The sequence below is a fragment of the Streptomyces sp. NPDC002537 genome, assembly GCF_053594975.1.
This window is the reverse complement of record NZ_JBSFWT010000032.1, coordinates 36948-63875: the sequence shown is the minus strand read 5'-3', so window position 1 is coordinate 63875 and position 26928 is coordinate 36948. Positions and strand designations below refer to the sequence as shown.

Genomic DNA, 26928 nt, shown 5'->3' with positions numbered 1-26928 from the left:
CGGCGGCCGGTCAGTCGAGTTCCCGCGCCGGCTTGTCCTTGCCCGGGACCTCGTCCGGGGTGAGGACGCGGGAGTCACCGGGGTAGGGCCTGCGCCAGCCGGTGGCCTCGTACCAGTCGACGCGGTTCATCTGGGCGGGGTTGACCTCGTCCAGCTCGGGCGCGGTACCGCCGGTCGTCTGCCGCGCGCTCCACTGTTCCCACTGCCGCGCGATCCCCTCCATGCCGTGCGGCACGCGCAGTTCCCCGGGCGGGCCGGCGCCCTGCTTCTTCAGCCCGCGGTCGAGGGGGACCTGGTTGGGCAGCGCGGTGAACGGTGCGCGGTCGGGGTCGCCGGTGAACGCGTCGAACATCGGCTCGGCGGCCCGGTCGAGCTGGTTCATCGGCTGGATGCCGAGGATCTGCTCGATGGTGCGGACCAGGTTGAGCTGGGTGTAGTACGTGCTCACGACCGCGCCCCGCTTGGCGTAGGGGCTGGCGATCCACAGCGGGCCGCGGTGTCCGTCGACGTGGTCGACGCCGTCCTGGGTGTCGTCCTCCACGACGAAGACCGCCGAGGACCGCCAGAACCGGCTGTGCGAGAGGGCGTCGACGAGGCGTCCGACGGCCAGGTCGTTGTCGGCCACCATGGCCGTGGGGTACGGGTCCTTGCCGCTGGTGCCCGCCGTGTGGTCCTGGGGCAGCGTCATGAGCGTGAGGTTGGGCAGCTTGCCGGTCTTCTCGGCCTGGCGGAAGTGCTGGAGCCAGATGTCGACGCGGTACTGGTCCGGGATGTCGGTGTCGAAGGTGGGGAAGTCCGGCTTGTTGACGGCGTTGAGGGAGGGGATGTCCGAGGTGCTCGGGTACTTCCCGGTGGGTACCGGCAACGGCCCCGGCTCCTCGCCCTCCAGGACGCGTGCGGCCTTGTACCAGTCGGACCAGGTCGGTGCGCCGTCGGCCGGCAGCTTGATGTTGACGTACTCGCCGTAGTTCTCGACGCTGCGCCCGGCCCGGCGGGCGGCGTCCCAGAGGAAGCCGCTGCTCTGGTAGGCGAGGGCGTCGGCGCCCTGTGAGGGGTAGCTGCGGTAGAAGGCGCCGAATTCCTTCTCGATGTAGTCGTTGGCGTCGGCCTGCGTCAGCCAGTTGTGGCCGTCGGCGGACAGTGTCCCCTCGTCGTAGAAGCTGTCGAAGAGGCCGAACCGGTCGGCGAGCGCGTGCTCGTTGGGCGTGACGTGCCTGCCGAACTGGGCGAGTCCCGGATCGCTGTCGCCCTTGCCCGTGTCGCCGTGGACCTGGTCGTACGTCCGGTTCTCCTTGACGATCAGGAAGACGTGGTCGATGGCCGAGGGCTCACCGAGGTGCGCGGGCACCGGGACCGGCCTGGCCATGAGGTCCACGCGGCTGCCGGTGCCGAGCAGCTTCTCCCAGTCGTTGTCGAGGAACACCTGATGGGTGAGGCGTCCGAGACGTGCCGCGGAGGGCGGCGTGAAGACGGTGAGCGTGCCGGTGTCGTTGTAGGTGTTGTGGCCGGTGGCGGGCGGGGTGTCCGGGCCGTCGTGGACCGTGGCGGCGGGGCCGCGGGCGCCGATGCCCTTGGCGTTGGTGACGACGACCTTGCGCAGGGCCGGGTCGTACCGGACGGCCACCGGGTACCAGTCGGTGGGGATCAGCCCCTCGTAGCGCACGGGCGCGAGCGGGCCGTCCCAGCGGTACTGGGCGAGGGCGTTGTCGCGGCCGAGGGAGACGAGGACGTGGTGGGGGTCGGGCATGGTGATGCCGTTGGGGGCGCTGCCCACCTTGGAGCCGGGCAGCGGGTTGGCGTTGAAGGTCTGGGTGACGCGCCGTTTCACCGTGTCGACGACGGACACGGAGTCGTCGTTGCTGTTGGCGACGAGCAGCGAACGGCCGTTCAGGCAGAGGGCGGTGGGCTGGAGTCCGACCTTGACGGTGTCGGTCTGCTTCTCGGCGGCGAGGTCGACGACGGAGACGGTGCCGGAGCTCGCGGCGCCGGTGGTGCGGTCGGCGACCAGGGGTGTGCCGTCGGAGAGGTTGGTGAAGTCGTGGGCGGTGGCCGGGCGGCCGCCCTCGTTGGAGACGAAGGCACGGCCGTCGGCGAGCACGACTTGGCGGGGCGCGTTGCCGACGGGGATCTCCTTGAGGAGCTTGTCGGTCCCGGTGTCGACGACGCCGAGGGTGTTGTTGCCGTTGAGGGCCACGTAGAGGCGTGAGCCGTCGGGCGACAGGGCCATGCCGCCGGGCAGGGCGCTGCCGTGGGGGCCGGCCAGGGGGACGGTCCTCGGTGCGGAGACCTTGCCGTCGCCGTCGACGGTGAACCGCACCAGGTCCCCGGCCTGGGGGAACCAGAGGGTCCTGCCGTCCGGGGAGTACAGGGGGCCGTCCGTCCCCACCGTCCCGTCGCCGATCTTCTTGTCCTCGCCCTGTCCGGTGCCGGCCCGTTGCAGCACCTTGCCGGTGCGCGCGTCGAAGACGGTGAGGAAACCGGTGAAGCTCTTCCAGGTCAGGGCCGCGACGCGGGTGCCGTCCGGGCTGAGGGTGCTGGACAGCAGCCGTCCGTCGTCGATGCGGTACCGGGTGCCGTACGGGGTGATGCGCTGGTTGGAGGGGAGCTGGATGCCACGGGCGGTCCCGGCCCCGTCGACCTTGCCCGTGGGGTGGCCGCCGGCGCCGGCGGCGGCCACCGTGGAGATCAGTGCGGCGGTGGCGGTGAGCGCCAGGACGGTGAGGCGTCTGTGTCTTCGCAGCCTTCTCATGACGCGACCGTACGACCGGCACGGGCATGTCGATAGCCTGCGGAGAGGTGGACCGGAGCGTTGCCCAGGACTTTATGACGTGCAGTCAAATCCTGGGCGTCGCAGGGCTTTACGGGGCGTTCGGCGGCGGTGACACCGCCGGTCCGGGCCCGGCCGGAGGGTGCGCACCCGGTGCGTTCTGGAGAATGCCGGAATGGGGAGCGGGGGCCCTTCCGTGGCATCGTTCCCGTACAGCGGGAGGCCCGGTCCGGTCGGCGGCTCCGGGAGGAACTGGCCGGGCAGGAAGGTGCAGTCGTCCGTCACGCCCCAGTAGTCGACCCGGCCGCGCAGCCGCGGGTTGGGGCGGGGGCGTTTGTCGCGCAGCTGCATGCGGCGGTCGATGCTGTCGGCGGGCCAGTCCCGGCTGGCCTTGTCGGCGCTGATGTTGCGGGCCCGGCCGATCTCGGAGACCTTCATGCCGCGGTCGCGGGCCTGCTGCACGATCGCCGCGTCGAGGTCGGCGAGGTCCTTGCCCAGCTCCGCCGCGCCCTTGAGCAGGGCGAGGGACTGGGCGTGCAGCAGGTCGGTCCCGGTCAGCGCGGTGCGGTTGGAGTGCGCGAGGTCGCACAACTCCTCGACGCGTTCGAGGAGTTCGTCGAGGATCCGGTGGACGTAGCCGTCGTGGCGACTGGTGTCCGGGGTGGGGCGGTGTCCGCGGACGCGGTGGAAGGCGGTGCGGCATTCGGTGCTGCAGTACTTTCGCGGCCGTCCCGAGCCCGTGGAGGGGGTGACGGGGTTCGTACAGCCGGGGTTGCGGCAGGAGGCGTGCTCCGCGCCGTTCGTCATGGTCGGGGTGGCCCTTTCGGGGGTGTGCTGCTGGAGAAGACGTGTCACGGACGGCGCCGGGGCGGGGACCAGGGGGACCGGACCGGCACCGCCCGCCGGTCACGTGACGCGCCGGTGGCGGTAGCGCATCCGGAATCCGCCCGCCGCCGGTGCGGCCGAGAGCAGGATCCCGGCCGCGACGGGGTCGACGGCCACCGGGGACACCAGGAGCACGCCCAGCACCAGCAGCGCGACGAATCCGCTCAGGGACAGGGTGACCGACACATGATGTACCACCGGTGTTCCAGCACAGCCGAATTGCGGGATGTTACGGTCGACCGGCCGTCGCGCGCCCCCCGCACGGGGCGTCCTCGGCACATGGTCAGGAGGCATCGCGCCCTCCACGATCGTGGGTGAACAGTGCGCGGCCCTGGACCGGTTGGTGGCCCGCCAGGGTCCGTTCTCGTGGCACAGGACGCTACCGGCCCGGCCCGACCATTCGCCAACATTACGATCCGTAATGGGCAGCCTGACCCGAGCGAACAAAAAATCCCCACACCCGGACCACGCTCCACGTCAACTCCGGCCGGAATCAGGCATGTAGGCGTCTTTTGCGGACCGCGGTGGACAACCTGCCAGGCGTTCGGTAGAGCCCATCCTGCACTCATTCACGTTCGCAATCGCAACCTGCCGACCCCTTGGGGCCCGTGCCGCATGCGGCACATAAACTGTCGGCCGATACACAAGCCGATACACAAGCAGTCCTCACAGCAATGGGGCCGCACTGTCAGGAGCCCCCCCTGTGACCAGTACTGCCACCAGCCCTGGCGTGCGCGCCGAATCCCGGCTCGCGCGACTCGCCACCGACGGGCTGGACCCCAAGAACTGGATACTCGCGGACGTCGTCCTCGTCGGCCTGCGCGCCGGAGGCTGGAGCGGTATCGGGTGGGGGCTCCTCGGCGGGCTGTTCGCCGCCGTCATACCGATCGGCTTCATCAACTTCGGCATCCGCAGGGGGCGCTGGGCCGACCGTCACGTGGGGCAGCGCCGGCAGCGTCTCGTCGTGATGGCGTTCATCCTCGCGTCGGTCGCCATCGGCATCGCCCTCATGTGCGCCTTCGGCGCCCCGCGCATGATGATCGCGCTGATCGCCGCCATGCTCGCGACCCTCGCGGCGCTCCTCGCCGTCACCGCGGGCACCAAGGACGACGGGCGCCGGCAGTACCTGGGCAGTTCCTGGCGCGGGAAGATCTCGGTGCACTCCGCCGTGGCCTCCGGCAGCGTCGCCATGCTCGCCCTGTGCTACGGACCCTGGGCGTTGCCCGCCTACGGGCTGGTGGGGCTCGTGGGCTGGTCCCGCATCGAGCTCTACGACCACACGCGGGGGCAGGTCGCCGCCGGCGCCGCGCTGGGGGCGGCCGTCGCGGGCGCCACCTTCGCGCTGCTGCGCTAGCCGGACTCAGGGCGTGTCGGCCACGAGGGTCGCGCCGATGCGCTCCAGGGCGCCGATGAGGCGTGTGCGCTCGTCCTCCGTCACGGAGGCGACGAAGTAGCGCCCCAGGGTCCGGGCGTGCACGTCCGTCGCCCGGAGGAAGGCCGCGATTCCCTGGGGGGTCGCCTCCAGGAGGGTGACCCTGCGGTCGGACCGGGACGGGGTGCGGCGTACCAGGCCCGCCTCCTCCATGCGGTCGACCAGTCGCGTGATGCCACCGCTGGTCAGGACGAGATCGTCGGCGAGGGTGCGCTGGGAGACCTGTTCGCCGCCGCCCCGGCACAGCCGGATGAGCACCTCGAACATGACGTGGCTGATCCCGCACTCGTCCCGCAGGGCGGCGTTGACGCGCTGTTCCAGGCGCGCGGTCGTCTTCAGCAGCAGCCCGAACTCCCGGACCAGCCGCCCGCCCGCCGCCGCGGCCGCGGCCTCTTCCGGTGATCCGACTTCCGGTGGTCCGACTTCCGGTGGTCCGACTTCCGGTGATCCGGCGCACATGCCGCCTCCCGTTTCCCTGCTGCGGCTCGTCGGAGGAGTCTAATTCAGCCACAGTTACTGAACATTCAATTGCTGACTGCTCAGCAATATTTTAGAGTGGCCGCTCCCCCACATCCCGAAAGGCGCGCCACTGTGACCACTGTTCTCTCCCCCCGACCCACCTCGGAGGTCACCCGGCGGTTGCGGCTGCTGGTGGTGCTCGGCGCCCTGTCGGCCTTCGGCCCCCTGTCGCTGGACATGTACCTGCCCGCACTCCCCACGCTGGCGCACGGCTTCGGCGTACGGGACGCGGACGTGCAGCTGACCCTCACCAGCTGTCTCGTCGGGCTGGCGCTCGGCCAGCTGCTCGCGGGGCCGCTCGGTGACCGGTGGGGGCGGCGCAAGCCCCTCCTCATCGGCCTGGCCTGCTATGTCGTGGCCAGCCTGCTGTGCGCGGCGGCGCCCGGCGTCACCGCGCTGACCGGGCTGCGGGCCGTGCAGGGGATGGCGGGCGCGGCAGGCATCGTGATCAGCCGGGCCATCGTCCGCGACCTCTACGACGGAGCCGCCGCGGCCCGCTGCTTCTCTCTGCTGATGCTGGTCAACGGCATCGCCCCGATCCTCGCGCCGGTCGTGGGCGGGCAGCTGCTGCGCTTCACCTCCTGGCGCGGGATCTTCGTCGCCCTCGCCGTCGTCGGTGCGCTGATCCTGGCCGCCACCACGCTCGTCGTCGGCGAGACCCTGCCGCCCGCGCGGCGCCGCCGGGGCGGTCTCGGGGAGACCCTGCGGAGCTTCGGCGCGCTGCTGCGCGACGGGAACTTCATGCGGTACGCGCTGGCGGGCGGGTGCGGTTTCGCGGCCATGTTCGCGTACATATCCGCTTCCCCCTTCGTCCTGCAGCAGGTCTACGGGCTCAGCCCGCAGGAGTTCAGCCTGGCCTTCGGGGCCAACGCCTTCGGCATCGTGCTGCTGGGGCAGTGCAACGCGTGGCTGCTGCGGCGCAGTTCACCGCGGGTGCTGCTGCGGGCCGGACTCGTGCTGTGCGCGACGGGCGGTGCCGCGCTGCTGCTGTCCGTCGCCGCCGGCCTGGGACTGCCCGCCGTGCTCGCCTCGCTCTTCACGCTGGTCGGCAGCATCGGTCTGATCATGCCGAACTCGACGGCGCTGTCACTCGCGGGCCACCGCGAGGCGGCGGGCACGGCGTCCGCGCTGCTGGGGCTCCTCCAGTACGCGCTCGGCGGCGTCGCCGCACCGCTGGCGGGACTGGGCGGGTCGGCGCTGCCGATGGCCGTGGTCGTGGCGGCCTTCGCGACGGCGGCACTGCTGATGCTCGCCCGCCAGCCGGGCCGCGGCCGCACGGTCGGGGCAGACGCACGGTTGGGATAGACGCACGGTCGGGGTAGACACGGAGGCGGAGGCTCCATCCGGGCGCTTCCACCTCCTCCGGGCGAGTGGCGGACGTCGACACGTCCGCGGCGTACGTGCGGCCCGCGTGCCACGTCTCGCTGCGCCGCGCCTCGGCACCGATCACGTCGACCTCTACATTCATGCACCGGCGCGATCCCGCGGTCCCGATCGGGGAAACCGTGGGCGCCATGGCCGCGTTGGCGGAGGCGGGGACCACCCGCCTCGGGCACTGAGCCCCCACGCACGGCCGGAGGAATGCGGGTGCCCTGCCCTCGGTGACCGGCCCGCGCTCCCGCAGCCGCCGCTACCCGTGGGGATGGTCGTCGCCGGCCGGTCCCCCCATCATCCGCAGCATGGCGGGGCCGCCGGTGTGCCGGAACCGTACGGCCAGCGCCGCGGCCAGGAGCAGGAAGGCGATGTTGAGCCAGGTGGTGTAGTTCCAGCCGATGCCCTCCGTCGGGATCACCGCGTCGGCCCGGTCGGGGATCAGGCCGAGACCGCCGAAGGCGGTCTCGACGGCGTATCCGGCGGCCGCCATCGCCGCGTAGAACGTGACCAGCAGGAACACGGTCATCCGCGGGCCGTAGTACTTCCGGTAGATGTTCAGGATCGGCAGGATCAGGAGGTCGGCGAAGATGAACGCGACCACGCCGCCGAAGCTGATCCCGCCCTTCCACAGCACCACGGCCAGCGGCACGTTGCCGATCGAGCAGACGAACGAGGCCATCGCCACCAGGGGGCCGATCAGCGGGCCCCAGAGTTTCGCGGCCAGCGGATGGCCGTCGAAGAAGAAGGCGCGCCAGAACGAGTCCGGCACCCAGGCGGCGATGGCGCCCGCGACGAGCAGGCCGATCACCAGATCCTTGAGGATCGCGGCCCATTCCATGACGAAGACGTGCGCGACGGAGGTGAAGCCCTCGCGCGAGAACAGCCGCCGCGCGAAGGAGCCCTCCCGCCGGACGGACATGTCCATCGCGGCGTGGCCCTCCATCGACCCGGCCAGGCCCCGCCCGGCCTGTTCCCGGGCCTCGCGCAGCAGCCCGTCCCGCAGGAAGAGCCGGAAGAGCACCGCGAGCAGCACGATCATGACCGGCCCGCCGGCGAATTCGGCGGCGGTGAACTGCCACCCCATCAACAGGGCCAGGATGACGCCCAGTTCGGCCACCAGATTCGTCGAGGCGATCTCGAAGGCCATGGCGGCGGTGAAATCCGCCCCTTTGCGGAAGAGGGAGCGGGCGAGGGCGACGGCGGCGTAGGAGCAGGACGAGGAGGCGGCACCCAGCGCGGCGGCACGTGCCAGGGTGCGCGGCCGGTCGTCACCCAGCAGACGGACGATCGTGGCCTTGCGGACCACGGCCTGGACGACGGCGGACAGGGCGAAGCCCAGGATCAGCGCCCAGGTGATCTCCCAGGTCATGGACCCGGCGATGGCCAGCGCGTGCAGTACGGCCCGCATCCTGCCCCCTTCCGCCAGGAGAAGTCTGGGGCCTGGGCACGCCGCCGGGCGAGCGACGCGCCCTCATGCGCGGCCGCAAACGGCGGACGCCGCCAGGCCCCTGGGTGGGGCCTGGCGGCGTCCGCCGTGGAAGGTGCGGGGTCGTCGCGCCTACGACTCGGACTGCAGCTCCCGCTCGCGCTGGAGGCGGGCCACCCGGCCCCGCACGACGTACCAGCCGCCGACCAGGGCCGCCACGATCAGCGGGAGGCACAGGACGGTGGTGCGGCCGGGCCCGTCGTCGGCGGCCATCAGGCCCAGGACGCCGGCGAGGAAGACCAGGGTGACGATCTGCGTGTACGGGGCCCAGGGCAGGCGGTAGCCGGGGCGGGTGACCCGGCCGTCCTTGGAGCGGCGCCAGAACAGCAGGGAGCAGAGCATGATCATGCCCCAGGTGCCGATGATGCCGATCGCGGCGAAGTTCAGCACGATCTCGAAGGCGTCCTTCGGGACGACGAAGTTCAGCACGACGCCCAGGATGCAGAAGAACGCGGTGAGCAGGATGCCGCCGTAGGGGACCTTGCCCTTGTTCATGCGGCCGGTGAACTGCGGTGCGGAGCCGGACATCGCCATCGAGCGCAGGATGCGGCCGGTGGAGTAGAGGCCGGAGTTGAGGCTGGAGAGCGCCGCGGTGAGGACGACGAGGTTCATCACGCCGGCCGCGTACGGGACGCCGATCTTGGACAGGACGGTGACGAAGGGGCTCTCGTCGCCGGTGAAGACGTTGTACGGCAGCAGCAGGGCGAGCAGCACGACCGAGCCGACGTAGAAGAGACCGACGCGCCACATGATCGAGTTGATCGCCTTCGGCATGATCTTCTCGGGGTTCTTGGTCTCGCCCGCGGCGACGCCGCACAGCTCGACCGAGGCGTAGGCGAAGACGACGCCCTGGATGACGAGGAGCATCGGCATCACACCGGCCGGGAAGAGGCCGCCGTGGTCGACGATGTTCGACAGGCCCGGGGTGGAGCCGCCGACGTCGTGCTGCGTCATCAGCAGGAAGATACCGATGATCATGAAGAGGACGAGCGCGCCCACCTTGATGATCGCGAACCAGAATTCCATCTCGCCGAAGTACTTCACGGAGATCAGGTTCACGGTGAGTACGACCGCGAGTGCGATGAGTGCAAGGACCCACTGGGGAATGCTGCTGAACATTCCCCAGTAATGGGTGTAGGTGGCGACGGCGGTGATGTCGGCGATGCCGGTGGTCGCCCAGTTGAGGAAGTAGAGCCAGCCCGCGGTGTAGGCGCCCTTCTCCCCCATGAACTCACGGGCGTAGCTGACGAAAGCGCCGGAGGACGGGCGGTAGAGAACGAGCTCGCCGAGCGCCCGGACGACGAAGAAGGCGAAGAGACCGCAGACCGCGTAGGCGATGAAGAGGGAGGGGCCCGCGCTGTGGAGACGGCCGCCGGCGCCGAGGAAGAGGCCGGTGCCGATGGCGCCGCCGATCGCGATCATGTTGACGTGGCGGGACTTGAGGTCCTTGCTGTAGCCCGCGTCACCAGCGTCGACGTGCGGAGACGTCGCGGTCGGCGCCGGTGCGCCGGGCTGGGGGTCGGCCGCAGTGAGGGTGCGGTCACTCATATGGGTTTTCGCCTTCTTTGGGGGGAGCCGACGGGGGGCCGCGCACTTCGTACGGGGACCGCCCGGAGGCTTGTGCCGGGCACTGCCGGGGTCTTCCCGGCGGTGGTCCGATACGCGACAGCCGATTGCCCGTGCCGGGCTGCGGATGCCTGCGAATCCATGCGGTGAATGGTGTGAGGCGGGAACCGGATACGTCAAGAGTTAACGAAAAATTGATTTTCCCGAGAGTCCACGCTATGCCGCAGGTCAAACGTCACGACGAGCCGTACGGCGGGGGCGGGTTACGCATCGGTAATGTTTATGTGAGCGAGCCCGCAGATCGAATAATCCATGGTGATCCGCATCACATGGAGCCGAATATTCGTGTACGGCTCACGAATTCAGCAATGACGCATAGCGGGCGAGGTCGATATTGCCGCCGGAGACGATGACGCCGATTCGGCGGCCGCGCAGGTGCTCGGGAACGTGACGCACGGCGGCGAGCCCGAGGCACCCCGTGGGCTCGACCACGAGCTTCATGACCGAGGCGAACGTACGCATGGTGTCGACGAGTTCGGCGTCGGTGGCGGTCAGCACGGTGGGGGCCGCGCGCCGGAGAAGGGCGAAGGTCAGGACGCCCAGGTGCTGGGTCCGCGCTCCGTCGGCGAGGGTCTCGGGCGTGTCGATGTGGACGACGCGGCCCTCGCGCAGCGACCGCCGGCCGTCGTCGCCCGCCTCGGGCTCGACGCCGAAGAGGCGGCACTCCGGGGCCAGGGCGCGGACGGCCAGCGCCGTACCGGACAGCAGCCCACCACCGCCCAGGGGGACGAAGAGCGAGTCGAGGCCGCCCGCCTCCTCCAGGAACTCCTTCGCCGCGGTGCCCTGGCCCGCGATCACGTCGGGGTGGTCGTACGGCGGGATCAGGGTGAGTCCGTGCCGGGCGGCCAGGGCGCGGCCGATCTCCTCACGGTCCTCGGTGCGGCGGTCGTAGGCGACGACCCGCCCGCCGTAGGCCTCGGTGGCCTCCCGCTTCACGGCGGGCGCGTCGTGGGGCATGACGACGGTGGCGGGGATGTCCAGGAGCCGGGCGGCCAGGGCGACGGCCTGGGCGTGGTTGCCCGAGGAGTACGCGACGACGCCGGCCCGCCGCCGCTCGGCCGGCAGCCGCGACAGGGCGTTGCAGGCGCCCCGGAATTTGAAGGCGCCCGCGCGCTGGAGGTTCTCGCACTTGAACAGCACCTGGGCGCCGGTCCGCTCGTCGATCAGGCGCGAGCGCAGCACCGGGGTGCGGTGGGCGTGGGGCGCGATCCGCTCCGCGGCGGCCAGGACATCGTCATAGGTGGGAAGCCGGTGCATGCGTCGCTCCTTGTCGTCAGGGCCGGTGCGTGGGTGCGAACATCCGCAGGACGGCCGGGAGGACGACGACCGACGGCCCCGGTGTGCCCAGGGCCCCGGCCAGGTCGGCGCGCAGCCGGTCGGGGGCGCTGCGCACGGCGGGGACGCCGAAGGACTCGGCGAGGGCGACGAAGTCCGGGCGGGTCAGTTCCGTCGCCGTGGCCTCGCCGAAGGCGTCGGTCATGTACTCGCGCAGGATGCCGTAGCCACCGTCGTCCACGATCAGCCAGGTCACGGGCAGACCGTACTGCCTGGCCGTCGCCAGCTCGGCGATCGAGTACATCGCGCCGCCGTCGCCGGAGACCGCGAGCACCGGGCGGGCGGGGTCGGCCGCGGCCGCGCCGAGGGCGGCCGGGAAGCCGTAGCCCAGGCCGCCCGCTCCCTGTGCCGAGTGGAAGGGGCCGGTGCGGGGGTCGAAGGCGGACCACGCCCAGTAGCCCAGGATGGTCATGTCCCAGAAGCTCGGGGCGTCGTCGGGCAGGGCGTCGCGGACCGCGGCCAGCACCTGCCGCTCGGTCTCCAGGCCCTGCCCCGCGATGCGGGCGTGGACCGCGGCCAGGAGCGCGCGGGCCCGCTCCGCTCCCCCGCCGCGCGGGCGTCCGGCGACGGCGTCGGCGAGCGCGTCCAGCGCGAGGGCCGCGTCCGCGTGCACGCCCAGGGCGCGGTGGTTGGACTCCAGCTTGCCGAGGTCCGCCTCGATCTGGATCACCCGGCCGCGGGGCCGGAAGGTGTGGTAGTTCGAGGAGAGCTCGCCGAGGCCGGAGCCGACGACGAGCAGGACGTCGGCGTCCTCCAGGAAGTCGGTGGTGTGCCGGTCCTCCAGCCACGACCGCACGGACAGCGGGTGCTCCCACGGGAAGGCGCCCTTGCCGCCGAAGGTGCAGGCGACGGGCGCGTCCAGCCGCTCCGCGAGCCTGCGCAGCGCCCCCTGCGCCCCGGCCCGTACGGTGCCGCCGCCCGCGAGGACCGCCGGGCGGTCGGCCGCGTCGAGCGCCGCCGCGGCCGCCTCGATCAGTTCGGGACGCGGCGGCAGGCTCCGGGGGCGGGCGTCGAGCGCGCGCACGGGCGGCACGTCGGCGGGGGCGAGGAGGACGTCCTGCGGGATCTCGACCCACACCGGCCCGGCGGGCGCCTCCAGCGCGGAACGCCATGCCTCGGCCAGTGCGGAGGGTATCTGCGAGGCGTGGCAGACGGTGTGCACGCTCTTGACGACGTCGCGGAACGAGGCCTGCTGGTCGCGGAGTTCGTGCAGGTAGCCCTTGCGGCCGCCGCCGAGTCCCGCGGCCGGTGTCTGGCTGGAGATACCGAGGACGGGCGCGGACGCGGCGGCCGACTCCTGGAGGGCGGCGAGCGTCAGCAGGGCGCCGGGGCCCGTGGACACCAGCAGCGGGGCCACGCCGCCGGTGACGCGGGCGTGGGCGTCGGCCGCGAAGCCCGCGTTGTTCTCGACGCGCAGGCCCACGTAGCGCAGCGCGGAGCGGCGCAGCGCGTCGAAGAGACCAAGCGCGTGCTGGCCGGGCAGCCCGAAGACCGTGGTGGCCCCGAGCGCGGTCAGTGCTTCGAGGGCCAGGTCCCCGCCGGTGCGGACGGGCTGCGTGGTGCTCATGGGTGTGGTGCCTTTCGGGGTGCGGTCGCGGGGGCGGCGGTGGGGGCGGCGGCCGGGCGGGGGACGGCGGTCCCGCCCGCCGAGCGGTGCCGCCAGGCGGCCAGGACCGCCGTGTCGGTCCGCCGTGTGGCCAGGCTGATCAGGACGTAGGCGACCAGGGAGGCGGGCAGTCCGTACAGGACGGGCTCGTCGGCCTGGACGCCGAGGCAGGCCATCAGGGTCACGACGGTGGCGCAGCCCGTGCCGATGGCCGCCAGCGCGCCCGCGGCCGTGGCCCGGCGCCACAGCAGTCCGCCCAGGATCGGTACGAGCAGTCCGCCGACGAGGAGGTCGTAGGCGACGGTCAGGGCCTCGACCACGCTGCGGAGCGTGACGGCGATCCCGACCACGGCCACGCCGAGGACGAGGATGGCCACGCGGTTGCCGCGCACCTCGTCCGTGTCGCCGTCGCCGCCTTTGCGGTCTTTGCTGTCTCTGCTGCCCTTGCCGTCTTTGCCGTCTTCGCCGCCGGTCGTGCGTCCGCCGGGGCGGAGGCGGGCGCGGATGTCGTGGTCCGCGACGGTCGCGCAGGCGATGAGGGCGCCGGAGGAGGTCGACATGACCGCGGAGAGTGCGGCGGCCAGCACCAGTCCCTTCACCCCGGCGGGCAGGGTGTCCCGGACGAGGGTGACGAACGCGTCGTCGGGGTTGCCGAGTCCGGGGTACAGGACGCGGGCGGCGGTGCCGATGACGGCGCCGCCCAGCGCGTAGAGCAGGCAGTACGTACCGGCCACCGTGCCGCCGGCGCGGGCCACCCGGTCGTCGCGCGCCGTGAAGACGCGCTGCCAGATGTCCTGCCCGATCAGCATGCCGAAGGAGTAGACGAGGACATAGGTGAGGACGGTCCGTGCGCCGATGCCCGTCGGGGAGAAGTAGCCGTCGGGCAGTTCCGCCCGCATCCCGGCGAAGCCGCCCGCCTTGACGACGGCGACCGGCAGCAGGACGAGCAGCACGCCGACGGTCTTGACGACGAACTGCACCATGTCCGTGAGCGTGATCGACCACATGCCGCCGAGCGCGGAGTAGCCGACCACGACGATCCCGCCGAGGACGATGGCGGTGGTCCGGCCCAGTCCGAGGACGACGTCGAAGACCGTGGCGTAGGCGATGGTCGAGGTGACGGCGAGCATCAGGGTGTACACCCACATGACGACGCCGGAGACGGTGCCCAGCGGGCCACGGCCGTAACGGAGGTCGAGCATCTCGCTGACGGTGTACACCTTGAGCCTGCTGATGCGGGCGGAGAACAGGACGCTCAGCGCCAGCAGGCCCAGCCCGATGGCGAAGACCATCCACGCGCCCGACAGTCCGTACCGGTAGCCGAGGCCGACACCGCCGATGGTGGACGCCCCGCCCAGGACGACGGCGGCCATCGTGCCGGTGTACATCACCGGGCCCAGGCGGCGGCCCGCGACGAGGAAGTCGCCGGCGGTGGTGGACCGGCGCATGCCCCACCAGCCGATGGCGAGCATGCCCGTGAGATAGACGACGATCACGGTGTAGTCGACGACGGACACGGCGCCTCCTCGGACCCGGGCCGGGAACCGGTGGGATGCCTGGGACCTTAGATCCCTGTGAGGTGCCCGTGAATTGTACGGATCTTCCAGGTCCGAGCCTCGTACGGTACGAACCGTCCAGCGGGCGGGGTCACATGGGCCGCGTCGGCACGGGGGCCTCTTCTTCTGGCGTCAGCTGGCCGGTGCCCGACCGCACGGCCCAGAAGAAGAGGGCCAGGGCCACGGCGGCCACGGTGAGCGAGTCGTACGGCGCGGGCAGGCGGCCGGAGCCCTTGAAGGTGCCGAGCCAGGACAGGACGGTCAGCGCCGCCAGGTGGACGACCAGCCATGCGCCGGTGCGCAGTTCGGTCAGGAGCGGGGCGTCGGCGGTCCGCCGCATGGCGAGGAAGAGCAGCAGGCCGGCCAGGACCAGGGGCAGGGCCAGGCGCAGGTCGTGCCAGCCCGACCAGTACACGAACTCGCTGGACACCACGAAGCTCAGGGGCGCGATCCAGCGCAGGCCGGGCACCCAGCCCGCCGTGCCGCCGCGCGGGTCGGCCCGGAAGACCGCCACGGCGACCGCGGAGGCGGCGTAGACGAGGAGGTACATGTCGCCCATGACGCTGACGATGTGCTGCCAGCCGCCGAAGGGCAGCAGGAAGACCACGATCACGGCGAGATTGAGCAGGAGGGCCCGGTGCGGGATGCCGGAGCGCGGGTCGACCTGCATGAAGGCCCTGGGGATGGTGCGGTTCTTGGCGAGGGCGTAGGTGTGCCGGGCGTCGATGGCCACGCCGACGTACGCCGAGCCGCCGGGCGAGGCGACGGCGTCCGCGTACAGCAGGCTGGACAGCCAGTGCAGGTTGAGGATCAGCGCGAGCTGGCCGAACGGCGACTCGAAGCTGACGCCCTGCCAGCCGTGGCCGAGCAGATGCTCGGGAACGGTGAAGAGGAAGGCCAGTTGCAGGGCCAGGTACATGAGGACGGCCAGGGCGATGCCCGCGAGGACGGAGCCCGGGATGGTGCGGCGGGGGTCGCGGGTCTCGCCCGAGAAGTCCAGCGGTGCCTGGAAGCCGTTGACCGAGTAGACGATGCCGCCGCCCGCGAGCGCGGACAGACAGGCGGCGTACCCGTACGGCGCGAATCCGCCGTGGTCGGTCAGCCGCCCCTCGTGCCATCCCGAGGCGAACAGGGCGATCACGGTGACCACCGGCACGATGATCTTGAAGATGGAGACAAGGTTGTTCAGGCGGGCGAACGCCCGGACCGTGAACCAGTTCAGCGCCGTCAGCAGGACGCTCAGCGCCACGGCGACGCCCAGGCCGAAGGCGCTGAGGGAGCTGCCGTGGTAGAGGTCGGGCAGGTAGTGGTCGGCGTACTGCATGATCGCGCTGATCTCCGCCGCGGTGCCGCCCACCGAGAGCAGCACCGACCAGCCGATGAGCGTGCCGACCAGCCGGCCGCTCGCGTACAGCGGCCAGCGGACCGTACCGCCGCCCTCCGGCCGCGACGCGCCGAGCTCGATCATGACGAGCGCGACGAGGCCGCACAGCAGGCCCGCGCCGACCCACGACAGCAGCGCCGCGGGCCCCGCCGTCCGGGCCGCGTACATGGCGGCGAAGAGCCAGCCGGAGCCGACGATGTTCGAGAAGCCGATGGCGGTGAGCCCCCAGAACCCCAGGTCCCGGTGGAGCCGGCGCTCCTGGACGAGCACGGTCGGCGCGACGGTCTCCCCCACCGGCTGACGATCCGACACGACGGCCTCCTCGATCCCGGTCCGACGGGCGCGGACGCGGGCCCACCGGGATTCTTCCCGGTCGGCCGGTGAACGCCTTCCCCTCCGGCCCCGCCCGGAGCATTCTGAAGCGCTCGATTCATCCATGCGCACGTCCGGCCGAGGAGAATGTCGAGGAGAATCATGAAAAATCGGCACAGGCTCGTAACGCTGGTGGCGGCCGCCGGGCTCGTGGCCGGTGGCGTGTTCTTCACCTCGTCGGCGTCGGCGGGCACAGCGGCGGCGCCGTCCCCGAAGAGACCGGGCCCGGCGGGTCAACACGCCTTCGCTTCCGCTGCGTTGTCGCAGACCCTCTGCTGGCCCGGGGTCCGCGACGAGCAGCTCATCACCTGGTACGGCGCTCCGGTCACGTCCTCGCAGCCCGTCGTCGCCTCCGCCTCCGAGGGCGTCATGTACGGGGAGGGCGCGGGCGACGCGCATGTCTACGCGGAAGGCGTCACGGTCCTGAACAGCGCGGTGATCGTCCGGGTGCACACCGGCTGGGGTTCCCCGCTCAACGTCTGCATCCACTTCGTGGGCTAGCCACGCCGTGTCGCGCGGGCGCGGCGGCGCCGGTGGCGGGGCTCATCGGCTCTCTCCTGGCTTTCCTCATGGGAACGCCCCCACTCGCCGATCGGACCCGACACCGGCGCGCCGCGCACGCGGTGCCCCGGGCTAGCCCAGTTCGAGGCTGGTGACGCCGTAGACGCGGTCCTCGCGGGCCGGGGGGACGGGGCCGGTGTACATGCGCACGGTGTGGGAGCGGGGGGTGAGGCCGCGGGCCGTGGCGAGGGCGGTGGCGGCGCGGTGGGGTCCGGGGATGTCGAGGGCGACCTCGTCCTCGGGGCCGGCGTGGCCGGTGAGGGCGTCGAACAGGGCTTCCGCGCCCTCGGGGGTGTCGGCGAAGAGGGGGCCGATCCGCAGGCCGTCGTGGGCGGGGCGGATCACGCCGTAGCCGGTGACGTTCCCGTCGCGCAGCTGGACGTAGGCGGTGTGGTCCGCCGCGGTCAGCCAGCGGTCGAGGAAGGCGCGCCGGTCGGCGGGGAAGCACTCCCGGTCGTAGGCGGCGAGGGCGTCGAGGTGCGCCGCGGTGACGGGCACGACGTCCGCCGCCGTGCCCTTGGTGCCGCCGGGGCGTCCGCCGTAGCGGACGGTGGTGTACGCGGGGGCGAATCCGGCGCGGCCGTACGTGGCCTGCTGGGCGGGCACCGCGTCGAGGCCGACGGTGCGGGTGCCCGCGTGCGGGAACGCGGCGCGCCAGGTGGCGAGGCCGAGGCCCCGGCCGCGGTGGTCGGGGTGGACCAGGTAGTAGCCGAGGAAGGCGTAGTCCGGGGAGTAGGTGACGACCGAGACCGCCGAGACGAGCTCGGTGCCGAGGCGGCCGACGAAGAAGCCGTCGGGGTCGGTGGGGTGGAAGCAGGGCAGGTCGCCGGTGCCCGGGTTCCAGCCCTCCGCGGCGGCCCACTCCGCGACCTGGCGCCATTCGTCCAGGGAGGCGCGGGTGACGGTGAACGCGTCGGCGGTGGCGGGAGCCTCGTCGGTGGTGCGCTGCTGCGGGAGTTTCATACGGGGTGTTCGTTCCTTGACTCGTGGGGCGGGTGTGATGACCGATCGGATGTGACGACCGATGCAGATTATTGACGGCGCGTCAGATCAAGTCCATGGCGGCCACCTCGTCGGGCCGGCCGTAGCTGACGGGGCCCTCGAAGCGGCGGCGGGCGCTGGCGAACCACCAGACGGTGGCGATGAGCAGCACCGCGGCCAGCGCGATCGGCGCGTAGTTGAAGGAGGTCACGGTGAGCGGGGAGGCCTGCGGCAGCATGAACAGCACATTGCTGATCACGATCCAGGTCACGGCGACGCGCGCGATGGGCTTGCCGTACCGCCCGAGGTTCCAGGGGCCGGGCTGGAAGTCGTCGCCCAGCCGCAGCCGCAGGAAGATGGGCACGCCGTAGGCGAGGAAGAGGCCGACGACGTTGACGCTGACGACGGCGGTGAAGGCGGTGTGGGACCACCAGCCGGGCGCGACCAGCACCAGGGGGCAGGCGGCGGCGAGCCAGACGGCCTTGACGGGGGTGCGGGTGCGCGGGGACACCGAGTGCCACCAGCGGGAACCGGGCATCGCGCCGTCGCGGGAGAAGGCGAAGATCTGGCGGGTATTGCTGGTCATATTGGCGAGGCCGCAGAAGAGCATGGCGCCGATCACGATCAGCAGGAGCAGATTGGCGGTGCCCGTGCCGAGGGCGTCGATGAGAATCTGCACCGGCGGCGCCGACGCGCTCGCTTCCCGGTCGTAGTCGCGGATGGCGTACACCAGGGCGAGCATGAGGATCAGTCCGGTGATCGCCGAGTACGTGATCGCGCGCATGATGCCGCGCGGTGCGTTGACGGTCGCTTTCACGGTTTCTTCGGACATATGGAAACTGCCGTCGAATCCGGTGAACGTCCAGCTGGTGACGAGGAGTCCGAGCATTCCGCCGTAGATGCCGCTGGTGAACCCGGTGTCATTGACGAAGTGGGTCGCGAACGAGACGGGCTGGTGGTGGCCGGGTTTCGCGGTGAGGGTGGCGACGATCACCACCAGGCCGACCAGCAGCCACCATACGGAGATCCGGTTCAGCACCGCGACCAGCTGGACCGTATAGGTATTGGCGAGGGCCTGGACCAGCAGGATCACCGCGGTGATGCCCACGGTGTGCTCAGGGTGGGGGTGGTAGGAGGGCCACTGCAGGGTGATGAACGCCTGGATGAAGGTGGCGGCCGCGTAGTTGGTGGCGGCCGTCCCGCCGACCTGGCCGACGAAATTCAGCCAGCCCGTGTACCAGGACCAGGCGCCGCGGTGCCGCTTGGCGAGTTTGCCCGCGGAGAAATACAGCGCGCCGCTGGTCGGATAGGCGGAGGCGATTTCCCCCATGGCGGCGCCGACGAAGAGCACCATGACGGACACACCGATCCAGCCGAAGACGAGAATGCGCGGCCCGCCGGCCGTCATACCGAATCCGAAGGAGGAGAAGATCCCCGAGATGATATTGATGATCGTGAAGGAGATCGCGAAATTGTCGAACGCCCGGAATCGGCGGGTGAGTTTTCGTGGATAGCCCATGGCGTGCAGGGTCGCGTCATCGTCCAAGGCGAGTGGCACCGTTTGCTGCCGGCGCTCTCTCAAACGGACGAGGAATGCGGGATCGGGCACAGCCACAGCCTTTCTCAAAAGGTGGACGGGACAACGGGATTCTCCGGCTTTCCGGCGCGTGCCGGATTCCGCGGTGGATCAGGCGGTGCCGGGCACGGGCAGGCCGCAGAGGCGCCTGGCCCTGGTCAGTTGCTCCTCCGGGTCGCCGAACGCGCTCCAGGGCATCCGGGAGGCGTAGGGCCCCATGGCCGTGAGCACGGCCCGCGCCTGGTCCTCGCGGTGCGACATCAGCAGCGCGTGCGCCAGATAGGCCAGGTCCAGCACCGGCGTGAACCGGTACTCGGTCACGTGGGGGAACCAGTTCTCGTAGACCCCCAGGGCCGTGGACCGCCACTGGTGCTGCACCCAGGTGCGGCGGGCCAGCGGGGCGGCCGGATCGTGCTCCTCGACCAGGTTCACCAGGGGCAGCAGGCCCAAGGGGGAGGAAGCCGGTGCCCGTTGGCCGAGGAACGCGGCGACGTCCCATGCCGCGTTGGCCGACCCGCCGTGCCGGGTGAAGAAGAACGCGAGGAAGCGGTGGTGCGCCTCCCGGTGCCAGGGGTCGAGCCGGAGAATGCGGGCGAACAGCGACCAGGGACCGGGCGGCGCGGTGAGCAGCCCACGCGGGGCGGGGTCGCGAGGCCGGTGGTAGCGGGCCAGCGTCAGTTTCGCGACCCACGGCGTGGGGTCGTCGGGCGCCATGTCCGTGGCCCGGTCGCAGGCCGTGAGCGCGATACGGCCGAGGACGACGGCGCGCCGGTCGCGGGCGTCGGCCGCGCGCAGCGCCCGGAGCACCGCGACGCGCGCCCAGAGAAGGGCCGCCTCGGGGCCGGGCTCTTCCGCGAGCCAGCGCTCCGACAGATCCGAATCCGCCGCCTCCGAGGCGAGGACCGACGACCGGTGGGCCCGCAATCCGAAATCCTCCCGCGTTTCTTCCAGCACGTCGCGTGCGCTCAGGTATCGCCCTGCCTGTACGTCCACACAGGCGCGCGCCAGTCGATGGTCCCCGGCCGCCGGATGCCAGACGTACTGCCCCTCGAATAATCCAGCGGCCATGCTCTCCTGCCGTTCCTGCCGACGACATCGCCAACGCCGAACTCAGCCCGCAGTAGTCGTCCTGGCTTCCTCGGCAGCATGCCACACCCTACTCAGCCTCAACTCGAAACGGAACGGGTCATCCGAATTACCTGGTTCCACAGCATTTACGCGCTCCGGAGTTGCCGTGAGTGCGCACTCCATTCACTGATTTCGAGTAGACCTCAGACATATGCCATGTCTATCCCGCGGTCGCACCTTGCCCGGACGGGGCCGGGGCCGCGGGACCCGTGGATCACCCGCCGTCCAGCAGCGCCCTGCCGAGCGCCGTGGGCGAGTGGTGCACCGTATTGCCCGAGCGGCGCGTGACGATCAGCCCCGCGTGCCGCAGCACCGTCGCGTGCTGACTAGCCGACGCGTTGGAGATCCCCACGCGCCGCGCCAGTTCACCCGTGCCGCAGCCGTGTATCACCTCGTACAGCACCTGCGCCCGGGTGCGGCCGACCAGGGTGACCAGGGGGGCGGGCACCGGCGGGCCGTCCGGGCCGCCGTCCATCCAGCGGGCCCGGCGGCCGATCGGATACACCAGGGCGGGGACGGTGCCCGGCTCCCTGAGCATGATGGGCGTGCCCCAGCAGAAGAACGACGGCAGGAGCGTCATGCCCCGCCCGTCGAGGAACAGGTCCTGGGAGACCGGATAGGCCAGGGACAGCACCGGCGGTTCCCAGCGCGCGGCCGGATGCAGCCCCAACAGCAGCCGTTCCGTGCCCCCTTCGGCGAGCGCCGCCATGCGCTCCGCCCGGTCGGCGGCGATCTGCCGCGTCATGTGCCGCCAGTACGGCGCGAGCGCCAGCCGGTGGTACGCGCGCAGCGCGTTCCCCAGCGCGGCGAGCGATTCCGTGTCCCCCGCGGCCAGCCGGGCGAGCCCGCCGTCCACCGGGCCCCGTGCGGCGGCGAGCCGGGTGATGTCGCGGTGGAGCTGCCGCCGGGGCGTGGCGAGCACGGTGCCGAGGGCGGACTCCACGTCGGCCACGCCCGTCGTGGGGGTGAGGAAGTCCGCGGAGTAGCCGGAGGGCGGGGCGAGTTTCCCCAGCAGCACGGCCCGGCGCGGCATCTCCGCTGTCAGCCGCTGCCGCACCGCGCCGCGCCAGCGCAGGAAGTCCACGGCGCCCGGACCCGTGACCCCGGACTGCGCCATGTGCAGGCTGAGCAGGATCTCCCACAGCACGTCGGGCCCGGTGGCGATCCGGGTCCTGGCCAGGTCCTCGCCGGTGAAGTGGATACGCAGCACCGCTCGACCTCCTGGTTCACTCCTGGTTCACGTGCCCTGCCCCACCCGACGCCGCCGCGCGCGGCTCGGGTTGCCCACTGAGCGGCAATTGCCGTTTTTTGGCCCAAGTTGAAAATGTTGATCCGAACCCGAGCGGAAAAGGAAGCTGCTGTTCACGGAAACGGGGGCCCACAGCAGGCAGGGGTGGGCCGTACAGAGAGAAGAGGCTTCCCATGAACGCCATCGTGCGACGCGTCGTCACCACGGCCGCCGGTCTCACCGCCCTCGGCGCCCTGGCCGCGGCACCGGCGGACGCGGCACCCGCCCGGGTCGACGGCAACTGCGGGACCTACGTCTGTGTGATGACCGCCCACCAGAACAAGTTCGTCCAAGACATCACCGTCTACACCAAGGACGGCGTGCCCGGCACCCTGCGCGCCTACTGGGGCGAGTTCCGCAGCGGCCGCGTGAACGCCTCGTCCTACAAGTGGAACGTGGGCTACGAGCAGAACAACTCGCTCGTCTGCGGCGGCCTGGAGCGGGACGGCCGGGCCATCGAGGACGTCTGCGTCACCATCTGACCGGCCCGTGTCACCGGCCGGGCCCGCACGGGCCCGGCCCACCGGTGGGGATGCCGCCGATGCGTGCGGGGGCGTCCCCTCCCGACCCGTCCCTCCCTACCCATCCCTCCCGATTTCGCCCCTCCCGGTTCTCCCCCTCCGATACCTCTCATACAGAGGTACGCTGGAAAGGTGAGCGCAGACGGCCTCTCCGACGAGCTCGCCGGAGTCCTGACGGGTATCCAGCGGCTGGCCCGGCGGAGGATATGGGCCGGCCTGAGCACCCCGCGGCTGCGCGGCGCCCAGGCCGAACTCCTGCGGGTGGTCACGGAACACCCCGGCATCGGGGTCTCCGCCGCCGCCAAAGAGCTCTACCTGGCCGCCAATTCCGTCAGCACCCTGGTGAACCAGCTGGCCAGAGCAGGGCTGTTGCGCCGCGCGGCCGACCCGCGCGACGGCCGCGTCGCCATGCTGTTCCCGACGCCCGCCTGCCGGGAACGGCTGCGGGACCTGGACGCCCGGCGCGGTGCCCTCTTCCGCACCCGGGTGGGAGCGCTCACCCCCGAGGACCGTGCCGCGCTGACCGCGGCGCTGCCCGCCCTCCGAAGGCTCGCCGAGTCGTTCCGCACCACCGGGGAGGCACCGTGACCACCGTGAGCACATCCCCCGCCCCCGGCCGACGGCCGCGGTCCGCTGCACCGGACTGCGCTACGCCTTCGGGAACGTCACCGCGGGCGTCAAGGCGGTGATCCAGGCCGTGGTCGTCATCGGGCTCGCCGCCCTGCTGGGCGTCTCCCTCACCTGGAACCCGCTGAAGCTGCTGGGCGTCGTCGCGGTGGTGCTGCTCGGATCGGCGTTCTTCTCCTGCCTGTCCATGTCGATCGCCGGGATCGTGCTGACCCGCGACCGTCTGATGGGCATCGGCCAGGCCATCACCATGCCGCTGTTCTTCGGCTCCAACGCGCTCTACCCCGTCGCGGTGATGCCGGGCTGGCTCAAGGTCGTCAGCGCGGTGAACCCGCTCAGTTACGAGGTGGACGCCCTGCGCGGCCTCCTCATCGGCACCCCGGCGCACCTCGCCACGGACTTCGGCGTCCTCGTCCTCGCGGCGCTCCTCGGTATCGCGGCGGCGGCAGCCCTCCTGGGCCGCCTGGCCAGGTGAGGCGGCTCGCCACCAGCCGCGGAAGGCCGCCCGGCATCCGGTCCCCGGCCCGGCGGAGCATGACGGTCCGCCGGACCTCGGGCTCGCCCGGCCGGGACGGGGTCAGGCCCGGCCGGGGACGTCCGCGGGGGTTTCCGCCACCGGCTCGGTCACGAAGCGCACCGACGCGTCCAGTCCGCGGACCAGTTCCTGTGCCTCGGCCGGGGTGTCCGCGCCGACGGCGATCAGTGCCACCCGGTTCTCGACCGACCGGTGCGGTTCGATGATGTCGCCCGGTGCCACGGCCATCTCGGCGTGCAGGAGGGCGGGGTGGCGCAGCACTTCCTCCCAGCCCTCGATCGCCACCAGCCGCCCGGGGGGCGGGGTGAGGAAGCGGATGGCCGAGCCGCGGACCGGCTTCAGCGACGCCTTGTCGATCGGCCGGCCGAGCACGTCGTCGTAGACGAGCCCGAACCATTCGAGGCCCGGGACGACGTGCGCCAGCATCCGGTGGATCCAGCCGCCGGCGTTGCGGACGTGGGACTCGCCTAGGACGACGCCGCGCTCGGTCAGCCACAGTTCGACATGGAACTGGCCGAATCGCAGGCCCAGTTCGGTGAGCGCCCGGGTGGCCTGCTCCTCGATCGCGCGCCGGTGCTCGTCCGGCAGCAGCGCCGGGATGACGTACTCGACCTCGAAGAAGTTCGGCGGCGGGAGGAGTTCCTTGGAGGTGACGGCGAGCACGTGCGGGATGCCGCCGATGAAGACGCCCTCGACGCTGTACTCGGTGCCCTCGACGAACTCCTCGACGATGAAGGGCCCTTGTCCGGGCAGGAACTCCAGGGCGGCGTCCAGCTCCGCGACGCCGTCGATCCGGGTGACCCCCTCGCTGCCCATGGCGTCGCGCGGCTTGACGACCCAGGGGCCCGTGGAGTTTTTCAGGAACGCGACGGCCTCGGCCGTGTCGGCGCACACCCGGAAGGCCGGCTGCGGGAAGCCCGCCGCGGCGAGAGCGGCACGGGCCTCGTCCTTGGTCCGTACCCGGTGCACCGCGTCCGGTGTGTTGCCGGGGAGGCCGAGCGCGTCGGCGACCTCGGCGACCGCCTCCTGGGCCATCTCCCGTACGCCGAAGACGATGTCGAAGGTCTCGCCCGCCGCGACCCGCTCGCGGGCCCAGGCGGCGCTGTCCCCCCGGCGCGCGAAGTCGACCGCGGACGCGGCGTCGGCGAGGGCGCTGACGGTGGGGGTGGCGGCGAGCGTCGCCTCCTGGTTGGTCACATGTATGCGCAGGCCGCGGCTGCGGGCCTGGTTCAGGGCCGTCTCCACGACGTCGACGGCGAGGGTGGCATCTCCGGCGCCGCCGACGAAGAGGAGGTTGGGGGTGGTCGGGTCGGCCATGGGGGCTCCTACGAGGTGCGTAGCGGAGGGGTGATCGGAGAGGTGCTCGGATAGTGCGCTCGCGGCCGGTCAGGACGGCGGTGCGGGGCTCTCGCCGAAGAGGTTCGGGAAGTGGTTGATGTCGGCGGTCAGCCCCTTCACCATGTCACCGATCCTCGCGTCGCCGCCCGCCGCGGCGAGAGTGCGGTCGTTGCGTCTCCTCGTGCGGCCGGAGAAGGGCAAGGACCCCGTGGAGAGATAGCGTATGGCCCCGTCGGGTGCGCGACGCGGGATGATCTCGGAAAGCGCGTAACGGCTGGCGCTGAACGGGATGTCGAGGCGCCCGGCCGCGAACGCCGAGGCGATCTCCGCGTACAGGTCGGGGGCCGCCAGTACCGGTTCCACGATCTCCGCCACCTCCTCGAGGATCCCCTCCAGCTCCTCCGAGATCCGGTCCTCGTCGAGCGCGATGAAGCCGAGCAGAGGGGAGTTGGCGCGGGAGGCGAGCAGCAGCCCGTCGATGTTGGCGCGGGTGTCCGGGATTCCGAATGCCTCCAGATAGGTCTTGGTGATGAGCTTGGTGGCACCACCCAGCCGCGCGACGAGGGCGCCGTAGAGGATCAGGTCCTCGGCGTTGCGGCGCTCCCGGGGGAAGACCCCCATGAACTCGTGCAGTACCGCGTGGACTTCGACCGATGCGGGCAGATAGCGCGCCGCGAGCCGGGGAATCGCCCGCAGGGCGGCCACGTCCTGCTCGCAGTGGCCGCCCTGCGGATAGGCCAGCGAAACGCACCGCACGCCCTCGCGCGCCGCCGCCACCGCCTCGAGCACGCCGATCGCGAGGCTGATGGACGGCGGGACGAGCACGGCGGTCAGTGTGCCGAACAGCTCGCGGTCGATGACCAGGCCCCGCTCCGCCAGGTCGCCGCAGAGCACGTCGACCTCCTGCCAGGCCGACAGGGACTCGTTGAGCGGGACCGCCTTGGAGTAGGGGAGGTTGTACGAGATCCCCCCGCCCTCGAACGAGGTGATTCCCGAGGCGACCGCGGTCCGGAACAGCAGGCGGGCGTCGGGCGAACCGTGCCGGATCTCCAGGGGCGCCGCCACGGATTCGTTCAACTGCCGTCCTCTCCGCCACCCGTGGGTGACGAGGGGGTAGCCGTTCAGGTCCGCCGGGTTCCTGAGCAGCGCGGCCTCGGCGTGGTCGAATCGCTTGAGCCGCGTGTGGGAGTCGATGGTCAGCGTGAGGATGTCGGGCCCGGCGTGCCGCTCCAGGTCCTGCAGCAAGGTCATCATCTGGGCGTGGGATCCCACACCGCAGCGGGGCTGCAGCGCGACCCGCCGCGCGGACCGGGCCGCGCGCAGCACCTCCGCGGCGGTGGGCTTCCCCAGCTCCTCGACGTACGCGACGGACTCGGCGAGCGAGGGCAGTTCAGGGGAGCCGGGCAGGGCGGGGGAGCCGTTCATGAGGCGATGGAGGACACCGCTACGGGCTCCGCGGTCCTGCTCCCGCGCAGGGCGTCGAGGGTCTCCGGCAGCAGTTCGGGGTCGGACAGGACGACGTCCACCCCGAGTGCGTGGAGCCGGTCGATGTCGGAGGCGTCCTTGTGGCTCCCCACGGAGAGGTTGCCGCCGAGGATGACGGGGCAGCCGAGGAGACCCGCGCGCCGGGCGGCGGGGAGCTCCTGGAGGTCCTCGTGGGCGTGGCCGTTGAGGCTGCCGATGATCACCGCTTCGGCGCGGGGGTGTTCGGCGTGGGCGGCGGCGAACTCGTCGACCGTGGTGCAGGTGCCGAGGTTGACGACGTGGAAGCCCTGGGCGCGGAGGGCGTGGGCGATGAGGTGGTTGGCAACGACATGGCTGTCGCTCGCCGCCACACCGAGGATGACGGTGCGGGTTACGGTTTCGTGCTGCATGGAGACCCCCGTCAGAGGCAGAAGAGTGGCTTGGTTCCGGACCGGACCGCACAGCCGGCCCGGTCGGTACGGCAGCCGGACCGGCCGCCGGAGTGATGTGCTGACGCGCCGTGCCTAAGCGCTTCGCTGGAAGTCCGGTACGTCGTCTGCGGGTGCG

23 protein-coding genes and 1 pseudogene are annotated in these 26928 nt (G+C 71.6%); 7 read left to right on the top strand and 17 right to left on the bottom strand.

What is annotated here, in order from left to right; all coding sequences use genetic code 11:
* Positions 1 to 10: 10 nt before the first annotated feature.
* From ACWD4A_RS16920 to ACWD4A_RS16910, 3 genes are all read right to left on the bottom strand, one after another.
* The gene (locus tag ACWD4A_RS16920; protein WP_451194536.1) at positions 11 to 2749 is read right to left on the bottom strand and encodes a bifunctional YncE family protein/alkaline phosphatase family protein; all 2739 of its coding nucleotides are present in this window, start codon (positions 2747 to 2749) and stop codon (positions 11 to 13) included.
* A gap of 72 nt (positions 2750 to 2821) precedes the next feature.
* Complete coding sequence (locus tag ACWD4A_RS16915) at positions 2822 to 3622, bottom strand: hypothetical protein (protein WP_451194534.1); 801 nt, start codon at positions 3620 to 3622, stop codon at positions 2822 to 2824.
* Between the two features lie 51 nt (positions 3623 to 3673).
* Complete coding sequence (locus ACWD4A_RS16910; protein ID WP_451194532.1) at positions 3674 to 3838, bottom strand: hypothetical protein; 165 nt, start codon at positions 3836 to 3838, stop codon at positions 3674 to 3676.
* A 517-nt stretch (positions 3839 to 4355) separates the two neighbouring features.
* Here ACWD4A_RS16910 and ACWD4A_RS16905 point away from each other — a divergent pair.
* On the top strand, positions 4356 to 5006 hold the full coding sequence (locus ACWD4A_RS16905; protein WP_451194530.1) for a phosphatase PAP2 family protein: 651 nt from the start codon (positions 4356 to 4358) through the stop codon (positions 5004 to 5006).
* Positions 5007 to 5012: 6 nt separating this feature from the next.
* On the opposite strand, the gene ACWD4A_RS16900 is transcribed toward ACWD4A_RS16905, so the two are convergent.
* Positions 5013 to 5543 (bottom strand): MarR family winged helix-turn-helix transcriptional regulator, encoded by a 531-nt coding sequence (locus ACWD4A_RS16900; RefSeq protein WP_451194528.1) that lies wholly within the window; start codon positions 5541 to 5543, stop codon positions 5013 to 5015.
* Positions 5544 to 5675: 132 nt separating this feature from the next.
* Between ACWD4A_RS16900 and ACWD4A_RS16895 the strand changes: the two genes are divergently transcribed.
* Both ACWD4A_RS16895 and ACWD4A_RS16890 read left to right on the top strand, forming a co-directional pair.
* A complete protein-coding gene (locus ACWD4A_RS16895) occupies positions 5676 to 6908 on the top strand; it encodes a multidrug effflux MFS transporter (RefSeq protein ID WP_451194526.1) in 1233 nt (410 codons plus the stop codon).
* A gap of 65 nt (positions 6909 to 6973) precedes the next feature.
* On the top strand, positions 6974 to 7162 hold the full coding sequence (locus tag ACWD4A_RS16890) for a hypothetical protein (RefSeq protein ID WP_451194524.1): 189 nt from the start codon (positions 6974 to 6976) through the stop codon (positions 7160 to 7162).
* Between the two features lie 71 nt (positions 7163 to 7233).
* Here the strand turns inward: ACWD4A_RS16890 and ACWD4A_RS16885 are convergent, their stop codons facing one another.
* From ACWD4A_RS16885 to ACWD4A_RS16860, 6 genes are all read right to left on the bottom strand, one after another.
* On the bottom strand, positions 7234 to 8385 hold the full coding sequence (locus ACWD4A_RS16885; RefSeq protein WP_451194522.1) for a permease: 1152 nt from the start codon (positions 8383 to 8385) through the stop codon (positions 7234 to 7236).
* 150 nt (positions 8386 to 8535) lie between these two features.
* The gene (locus tag ACWD4A_RS16880; RefSeq protein ID WP_451194520.1) at positions 8536 to 10011 is read right to left on the bottom strand and encodes an amino acid permease; all 1476 of its coding nucleotides are present in this window, start codon (positions 10009 to 10011) and stop codon (positions 8536 to 8538) included.
* A gap of 372 nt (positions 10012 to 10383) precedes the next feature.
* Entirely contained in the window at positions 10384 to 11346 is a 963-nt protein-coding gene (locus ACWD4A_RS16875) for a threo-3-hydroxy-L-aspartate ammonia-lyase (protein WP_451194518.1), read from the bottom strand.
* Between the two features lie 16 nt (positions 11347 to 11362).
* Positions 11363 to 12991 (bottom strand): thiamine pyrophosphate-binding protein, encoded by a 1629-nt coding sequence (locus ACWD4A_RS16870; protein ID WP_451194516.1) that lies wholly within the window; start codon positions 12989 to 12991, stop codon positions 11363 to 11365.
* Positions 12988 to 14502, bottom strand: a complete 1515-nt coding sequence (locus tag ACWD4A_RS16865; RefSeq protein ID WP_451194567.1) for a sodium:solute symporter — start codon at positions 14500 to 14502, stop codon at positions 12988 to 12990. The genes ACWD4A_RS16870 and ACWD4A_RS16865 overlap by 4 nt, the downstream gene beginning before the upstream one ends.
* A 175-nt stretch (positions 14503 to 14677) precedes the next feature.
* Positions 14678 to 16282, bottom strand: a complete 1605-nt coding sequence (locus ACWD4A_RS16860) for an APC family permease (RefSeq protein WP_451194514.1) — start codon at positions 16280 to 16282, stop codon at positions 14678 to 14680.
* A gap of 162 nt (positions 16283 to 16444) precedes the next feature.
* On the opposite strand from ACWD4A_RS16860, the gene ACWD4A_RS16855 reads away from it, so the two are divergent.
* The gene (locus ACWD4A_RS16855) at positions 16445 to 16843 is read left to right on the top strand and encodes a hypothetical protein (protein ID WP_451194512.1); all 399 of its coding nucleotides are present in this window, start codon (positions 16445 to 16447) and stop codon (positions 16841 to 16843) included.
* Positions 16844 to 16975: 132 nt separating this feature from the next.
* Here the strand turns inward: ACWD4A_RS16855 and ACWD4A_RS16850 are convergent, their stop codons facing one another.
* From ACWD4A_RS16850 to ACWD4A_RS16835, 4 genes are all read right to left on the bottom strand, one after another.
* Entirely contained in the window at positions 16976 to 17866 is an 891-nt protein-coding gene (locus tag ACWD4A_RS16850; protein WP_451194510.1) for a GNAT family N-acetyltransferase, read from the bottom strand.
* A gap of 82 nt (positions 17867 to 17948) precedes the next feature.
* Positions 17949 to 19403: an amino acid permease gene (locus ACWD4A_RS16845; protein ID WP_451194565.1), complete on the bottom strand. Its 1455-nt coding sequence runs from the start codon at positions 19401 to 19403 to the stop codon at positions 17949 to 17951.
* A 168-nt stretch (positions 19404 to 19571) separates the two neighbouring features.
* Entirely contained in the window at positions 19572 to 20528 is a 957-nt protein-coding gene (locus ACWD4A_RS16840; RefSeq protein WP_451194508.1) for a hypothetical protein, read from the bottom strand.
* 274 nt (positions 20529 to 20802) lie between these two features.
* Positions 20803 to 21798, bottom strand: a complete 996-nt coding sequence (locus ACWD4A_RS16835) for an ArsR/SmtB family transcription factor (RefSeq protein ID WP_451194506.1) — start codon at positions 21796 to 21798, stop codon at positions 20803 to 20805.
* A gap of 212 nt (positions 21799 to 22010) precedes the next feature.
* Here ACWD4A_RS16835 and ACWD4A_RS16830 point away from each other — a divergent pair, with 212 nt between their 5' ends.
* The 3 genes and pseudogenes from ACWD4A_RS16830 to ACWD4A_RS16820 form a co-directional block, all read left to right on the top strand.
* Entirely contained in the window at positions 22011 to 22358 is a 348-nt protein-coding gene (locus ACWD4A_RS16830) for a hypothetical protein (RefSeq protein ID WP_451194504.1), read from the top strand.
* A gap of 171 nt (positions 22359 to 22529) precedes the next feature.
* Complete coding sequence (locus ACWD4A_RS16825; protein ID WP_451194502.1) at positions 22530 to 22985, top strand: MarR family winged helix-turn-helix transcriptional regulator; 456 nt, start codon at positions 22530 to 22532, stop codon at positions 22983 to 22985.
* A 22-nt stretch (positions 22986 to 23007) separates the two neighbouring features.
* Positions 23008 to 23499: pseudogene (locus ACWD4A_RS16820) on the top strand (ABC transporter permease); the annotation flags it as partial.
* A 102-nt stretch (positions 23500 to 23601) separates the two neighbouring features.
* Here the strand turns inward: ACWD4A_RS16820 and ACWD4A_RS16815 are convergent.
* The 3 genes from ACWD4A_RS16815 to ACWD4A_RS16805 all read right to left on the bottom strand — a co-directional run bounded on the left by ACWD4A_RS16815 (position 23602) and on the right by ACWD4A_RS16805 (position 26771).
* The gene (locus ACWD4A_RS16815) at positions 23602 to 24876 is read right to left on the bottom strand and encodes an ATP-grasp domain-containing protein (RefSeq protein WP_451194500.1); all 1275 of its coding nucleotides are present in this window, start codon (positions 24874 to 24876) and stop codon (positions 23602 to 23604) included.
* Between the two features lie 69 nt (positions 24877 to 24945).
* Complete coding sequence (locus ACWD4A_RS16810; RefSeq protein ID WP_451194498.1) at positions 24946 to 26322, bottom strand: methylaspartate mutase; 1377 nt, start codon at positions 26320 to 26322, stop codon at positions 24946 to 24948.
* The gene (locus ACWD4A_RS16805; protein WP_451194496.1) at positions 26319 to 26771 is read right to left on the bottom strand and encodes a cobalamin-dependent protein; all 453 of its coding nucleotides are present in this window, start codon (positions 26769 to 26771) and stop codon (positions 26319 to 26321) included. The genes ACWD4A_RS16810 and ACWD4A_RS16805 overlap by 4 nt, the downstream gene beginning before the upstream one ends.
* Between the last annotated feature and the right edge of the window lie 157 nt (positions 26772 to 26928).

Coding starts and splice junctions, on each gene's coding strand:
- ACWD4A_RS16920 (WP_451194536.1), bottom strand. CDS start 2,749: ATGAGAAGGCTGCGAAGACACAGACGCCTCACCGTCCTGGCGCTCACC.
- ACWD4A_RS16900 (WP_451194528.1), bottom strand. CDS start 5,543: ATGTGCGCCGGATCACCGGAAGTCGGACCACCGGAAGTCGGACCACCG.
- ACWD4A_RS16885 (WP_451194522.1), bottom strand. CDS start 8,385: ATGCGGGCCGTACTGCACGCGCTGGCCATCGCCGGGTCCATGACCTGG.
- ACWD4A_RS16880 (WP_451194520.1), bottom strand. CDS start 10,011: ATGAGTGACCGCACCCTCACTGCGGCCGACCCCCAGCCCGGCGCACCG.
- ACWD4A_RS16875 (WP_451194518.1), bottom strand. CDS start 11,346: ATGCACCGGCTTCCCACCTATGACGATGTCCTGGCCGCCGCGGAGCGG.
- ACWD4A_RS16870 (WP_451194516.1), bottom strand. CDS start 12,991: ATGAGCACCACGCAGCCCGTCCGCACCGGCGGGGACCTGGCCCTCGAA.
- ACWD4A_RS16865 (WP_451194567.1), bottom strand. CDS start 14,502: ATGCTCGCCATCGGCTGGTGGGGCATGCGCCGGTCCACCACCGCCGGC.
- ACWD4A_RS16855 (WP_451194512.1), top strand. CDS start 16,445: ATGAAAAATCGGCACAGGCTCGTAACGCTGGTGGCGGCCGCCGGGCTC.
- ACWD4A_RS16850 (WP_451194510.1), bottom strand. CDS start 17,866: ATGAAACTCCCGCAGCAGCGCACCACCGACGAGGCTCCCGCCACCGCC.
- ACWD4A_RS16845 (WP_451194565.1), bottom strand. CDS start 19,403: ATGGGCTATCCACGAAAACTCACCCGCCGATTCCGGGCGTTCGACAAT.
- ACWD4A_RS16840 (WP_451194508.1), bottom strand. CDS start 20,528: ATGGCCGCTGGATTATTCGAGGGGCAGTACGTCTGGCATCCGGCGGCC.
- ACWD4A_RS16830 (WP_451194504.1), top strand. CDS start 22,011: ATGAACGCCATCGTGCGACGCGTCGTCACCACGGCCGCCGGTCTCACC.
- ACWD4A_RS16815 (WP_451194500.1), bottom strand. CDS start 24,876: ATGGCCGACCCGACCACCCCCAACCTCCTCTTCGTCGGCGGCGCCGGA.
- ACWD4A_RS16810 (WP_451194498.1), bottom strand. CDS start 26,322: ATGAACGGCTCCCCCGCCCTGCCCGGCTCCCCTGAACTGCCCTCGCTC.
- ACWD4A_RS16805 (WP_451194496.1), bottom strand. CDS start 26,771: ATGCAGCACGAAACCGTAACCCGCACCGTCATCCTCGGTGTGGCGGCG.